The 4,476-nt window shown below is 39.6% G+C and carries 7 protein-coding genes; 2 read left to right on the plus strand and 5 right to left on the minus strand.

Translation table 11 applies throughout. The features are described from left to right. Positions 1-207, plus strand: a 207-nt coding sequence (locus F607_RS34990; protein ID WP_038292252.1) for a hypothetical protein, incomplete at its 5' end; no start/stop codon positions are given. A gap of 5 nt (positions 208-212) precedes the next feature. Next, positions 213-677, plus strand: coding sequence for a hypothetical protein (locus F607_RS0125100; RefSeq protein WP_157365600.1), 465 nt, complete (start codon positions 213-215; stop codon positions 675-677). 99 nt (positions 678-776) lie between these two features. Here the strand turns inward: F607_RS0125100 and F607_RS0125105 are convergent, their stop codons facing one another. The 5 genes from F607_RS0125105 to F607_RS0125125 all read right to left on the minus strand — a co-directional run bounded on the left by F607_RS0125105 (position 777) and on the right by F607_RS0125125 (position 4,310). After that, complete coding sequence (locus F607_RS0125105) at positions 777-980, minus strand: hypothetical protein (protein WP_027710227.1); 204 nt, start codon at positions 978-980, stop codon at positions 777-779. Beyond that, positions 964-1,605 carry a ParA family partition ATPase gene (gene parA / locus F607_RS0125110; RefSeq protein ID WP_027710228.1) on the minus strand — a complete coding sequence of 214 codons (642 nt, stop codon included), beginning with the start codon at positions 1,603-1,605 and terminating at the stop codon, positions 964-966. The genes F607_RS0125105 and parA overlap by 17 nt, the downstream gene beginning before the upstream one ends. A gap of 164 nt (positions 1,606-1,769) precedes the next feature. After that, the gene (locus tag F607_RS31795; RefSeq protein ID WP_038292257.1) at positions 1,770-1,949 is read right to left on the minus strand and encodes a helix-turn-helix domain-containing protein; all 180 of its coding nucleotides are present in this window, start codon (positions 1,947-1,949) and stop codon (positions 1,770-1,772) included. 298 nt (positions 1,950-2,247) lie between these two features. Continuing rightward, positions 2,248-2,745, minus strand: a complete 498-nt coding sequence (locus tag F607_RS33255) for a type II toxin-antitoxin system HicB family antitoxin (protein ID WP_051311823.1) — start codon at positions 2,743-2,745, stop codon at positions 2,248-2,250. Between the two features lie 443 nt (positions 2,746-3,188). Continuing rightward, positions 3,189-4,310, minus strand: a complete 1,122-nt coding sequence (locus tag F607_RS0125125; protein WP_038292254.1) for an RNA-guided endonuclease InsQ/TnpB family protein — start codon at positions 4,308-4,310, stop codon at positions 3,189-3,191. Between the last annotated feature and the right edge of the window lie 166 nt (positions 4,311-4,476).

The raw sequence follows: 4,476 nt of genomic DNA on the forward strand, positions 1-4,476 counted from the left end.
TTTCCTGGAGGTGGTTGTGATGGTTTGGAAAGCGCTATCAGAGATCTAAAGAAGACAATTAAATGGAGAAAAGGTGATTTAAATCCAGCAGAAAAAGGCACAAGAAACTACGTTAATCATGTAAAAAGGATAAAAATTCTTCAGCAAAGGCTTGATTTATTGAAGCGAGAAGCTAAAAACATGGGCTGCAATCCTGACTGTGAATAGGATAAATGATGATAATAGATCAAGATGTAATATGGCTTGATGGTTACTTAAAAGGCTTAAGTGCTATAAGCAAATATAGTTTGTTTAATGCTTTACTTATTGAGCTTCCAAGTAGTGATGCTATTTCATCCTATATGAATTATATCAATGACTCTTCTGATGAAGTGCTTCAAGACATTGATTTACCAGTATTAAGCTTAGAAGAGAGTCATAACCAACTTCCCTGGATGAAGGTAGTAGAGGCTAATATTACCAAAGCTTTATCTTTTATAGATAAGGATTTACTACAAAAGTCTATTTCTCAAGTCTTAGATATACTAGAGTCTAACATTCTTGAAAATGGTTTAGAAAATGTTAAGTTATATAAGGCTAAGATGGGAGAGTATATTGGTGATTATTTATTTTTTAAGATAAAAAATAATAATTATTTAGTAGTTAGCTTTCTTCATGACTTAGTGGAAATAAATTAACAGAGCCTAGAGTAGGCGATTAAGCCAGCTTTATAGCTGGCTTTTTAGTAAGAACCTTAGCCCTTCAATATATAAGTAAATGAGTAATTGAAGTTTTACTTATTTACTCACATACTTCTTTACCCATTGGAGAACTAAATCGTTAATGGATTTATCCTCAAGTGCTGCTTTAACTTTCAAGTCTTTGTAAAGGGAGTGTGGAATATTGGCATTAAGCCTAACAGTTCTTTCCTTAATCACTTCCTGAAGAGCTTTTTCTTTTGCTGTTGTTTTACGGGTTGATACTTTAGCTCTTAAGGTCATTCAATAACTCCTTTACTTCATTTTTTATTAAGTTAACTTCTTGAGCGGCTGCACTTTTGGGTTCAACAAAAACGGTTTGTCCCTCACTTGCTGTGGTTGGGTATGCTACACGCTGTGTGGTTGAAGAGTGCATAATGGGTAGTTCATAACCTTCAAGGGCTTCTTGTACTTCACGACCTAGCTTTGTGTTCTTGATTGCTCTACTAATAATAAAAGCTGCAAGAGGTTTACCATTCGTCACATCTTGTCGAGCTTTGATGATATCGACCAGGTCTGCTGCGGCCCATACATCATAAGGTGAAGGCTGGCAGGGGATAACAACTAAGTCTGATGCTTTAACCGCCGCTCCTGAAAGCTTTGCTATTTGCGGTGCACCATCAATAATTACCCAGTCATAGCCTGCTTTTATAGCTTGTAAGTCCTTAGGAAGGGTTTCACGATCTAAGCCAACAACAGGCACAATTTCTCCCTCGTTGGCTTCATTCCAATCACGAGCACTACCTTGAGGGTCAGAATCAACAAGTAGCACTTTTCCACCTTCTAATTTCAAAGCATGTGCAAGATTAACTGCAATAGTTGTTTTTCCTGCGCCACCTTTTTGATTGAGTATTGAAATGACAGGCATATCTCAAACCCTCAATTAAGTAAATGAGTAAATGAGAGTATAGCTGTTTTGACAACTAGTCTAGTAAAATTCACTTACTTATATACTCACCAATGCCCCATATTAAAAAGCCAGCTTAAAGCTGGCTATAAATTAAAATTTAAGTTTCCAAGTCATTTTAAGTATCATTCAACCGGATTAGACAAATCCATTGGAAAGTGTTTTGCCTCATAAGCTTCTATGAGTGTCACCATCAAATCTAGCTTTTCACCTTCAGGTGTACATGGACCAGCCGTCATCAGGCTATCAACTTCTTTTAATACCGCTTGGTAGTCGGCGTCAGTTTTAATTGGTTTTATGTTCATAGTGATACCTCAGCCAACTAAATAGTTTGTGCGTCAATCTTGTCATATTGAGAATACGTACAGAAAAACCTAATATAAACAACTCGATAAGCATAGTATGATCCATACTACAACCCGACTATTAAGATACTTGGTTTGACGTTTTTCAATGGTCACGTCGCGTTCCTGACAAACCGCTTCAACCGCTGCTTTGCTTCCATCGAGGGTGATTTTCTCCGGAAAGCCATTAGCCCTGATCGCCTTGTTGAGAAAGCGTATAGCGACGAGTCAAACTTTGCGATAGAACCTTAATTCCTACCTACAAATTCTCAAGACTAACCTCTATTTCGTTTTGATGTATTCTAGCCTTAACAATTTCCGCAAGCTCAATATCTTCTAACATTTCTGCTACTGCTGAAGAACTGTGTGCCTTTGCTATATTCTCTAGCGCCATGAGAATCACGCGGGGATCACCACTATCCAAAGCTTCCCGTAAATATTCAACGGCAACATCAATATATTGCAACTGCTGGTTATGGGTCTTTCTAATTTTGCTTTCATATTTCAATGTGTCTATCTCAACCAGGCACCACAAGCCGTTTTGACAGTTCTCATCATCTAGATATTCTTCTACTTCTGCAGCTTTTGGTATTAGCCGACCTTCTTCAAATAAGCAGTTAAAGTGTGTAGCAAATGCACTTTTAGCGTCTTCTATACATTTTTTGATGGTCTCTCCAGCAAAAAAAAGACCTGTAACTCCTGGAGCAAAACCACTGGCGGAACCGTCTTTATCTTTATGGACATATATTGGATACAATACCTTTTATGCTCCTACATTTTCTGTATTTTTTTCATCATTGTTAATGTTCCAGTTCAGGGTACCAACTTTTACAAAGATTTAAAGGTTAAAGCAGCTCTTGAAGAGAAGCCTATTAATGATTTGGTAGTACAGTGAGTAAAGAAGTATGTGAGTAAATGAGCGAGTATATACATAGTTGAAGTTAGTGCGTAATTCCTAGTATTCTACAGCAAGCGAAGCAAAGTGGTTTAAATAGTTGCGATTGGTGCGTAATTCCTAGTGCTCTACAATTCACCAAGCCCCACGGAACAGGCCCAATTAGTTGCGGTTGGTGCGTAATTCCTAGTGCTCTACAATCACTTTAAGGTTGTTTGATTCTGACACTCCCCGCCCTATCGGGCGAGGGTTCTTAGATTGCTCTAAAAACCTTCCTGCTTCAGCACGCTTTCCCTAGATTCCAGCTAAGCCAGAATCCCCGTTCCAGTCGCTCCACAGGCTAACCCCGCTAGTCCAGCGGTTTTGATATTCATTGCTGCGGCTATATCTCTATCCCAGTGACTTGAGCACTCGGGACAATCCCATTCTCGGACTGACAGTGGCAGCGATTCATTAATATATCCGCAACCAGGGCAACGCTTGGAGCTGGGAAAAAATCGGTCTATGACAGCCACTGTACGTCCAGCCCATTTAGCTTTGTACTCCAGTTGCCGGACAAATTCTCCCCAATTAGCATCAGCAATATGCTTGGCTAGCTTTGGATTTTTAATCATGTTTTTCACTGCGAGGTCTTCAACGCAAATCACTTGGTTTTCGTTAATTAATTTACGGGATGCTTTGTGACTGGCATCCATTCGGCAATCCGCTATTTTTGCATGAAGGCGAGCTACTTTGCGCTTTGCTTTAGCGCGGTTTTTGCTGCCTTTTTGCTTCTTAGCTAGTTTTCGCTGAAGGTGGGCGAGCTTATGCTCGTAGCGTTTGGTGAACTTTGGATTACCGGATTTTTCACCCTCGGAGGTGATAAACAAATCTTTTAAACCTAAATCAATACCCACCATTTTGGCAGTGATAGGCATTGGTTTGGGTTCAAATTCGCATAGCATGGAGACAAAGTATCGGCCTGCATAGTCCTTACTGATTGTGATACTGGAAGGCTCAGACGGTAGTTCACGGCTCCAGCGGATAGCTAATGGCTCTCTGCTTTTAGCAATAAAAAGCTGTCCATCTCTATAATTAAATGCCGCTTTGGTTAAACGAATACTTTGTCTTGCATTTTTCTTTTTAAATTTTGGGTATTTTGCTCTACCAGCCCAAAAGTTTTTAAAAGCTTCTTGTTGGTCTCGGAGGCATTGTTGCAGGATAACGCTGGATATTTCTCCCAACCATGGAAATTCTTTTTTCAGTGGCACTAGGCGTTTTTCTGCATCTGCATGACTAATACTTTCGCCATTTTTATAATAGGCATCGGTACGGTGCCTAAGCGTATTGTTATAAACAAAACGAGCGCAACCAAACGACTTTGCAAGCAATTCAGCTTGTTCAGTGGTTGGATAGAAACGTTCTTTGTAGGCTCGTTTAGTCGTCATATGACGTATTTTACAGAAATAATATAATTCTTTAAATAGATAAATCTGCGGTTATACCTGCCTCACGACAGGGCGCTTATATCCCCGCCCGCATTGGGCGAGGCTTTACGCGCATATTTGGTAAAGATAAGTTGCGGTTGGTGCGTAATTCCTAGTGCTCTACAAT

The organism is Zooshikella ganghwensis DSM 15267 (assembly GCF_000428585.1).
Taxonomy (GTDB): domain Bacteria; phylum Pseudomonadota; class Gammaproteobacteria; order Pseudomonadales; family Zooshikellaceae; genus Zooshikella; species Zooshikella ganghwensis.

Excerpts from the sequence above, each read along its gene's own strand:
- F607_RS0125125 (WP_038292254.1), bottom strand. The coding sequence starts at position 4,310 with ATGACGACTAAACGAGCCTACAAAGAACGTTTCTATCCAACCACTGAA.
- F607_RS0125100 (WP_157365600.1), top strand. The coding sequence starts at position 213 with ATGATGATAATAGATCAAGATGTAATATGGCTTGATGGTTACTTAAAA.
- F607_RS0125105 (WP_027710227.1), bottom strand. The coding sequence starts at position 980 with ATGACCTTAAGAGCTAAAGTATCAACCCGTAAAACAACAGCAAAAGAA.
- F607_RS31795 (WP_038292257.1), bottom strand. The coding sequence starts at position 1,949 with ATGAACATAAAACCAATTAAAACTGACGCCGACTACCAAGCGGTATTA.
- parA (WP_027710228.1), bottom strand. The coding sequence starts at position 1,605 with ATGCCTGTCATTTCAATACTCAATCAAAAAGGTGGCGCAGGAAAAACA.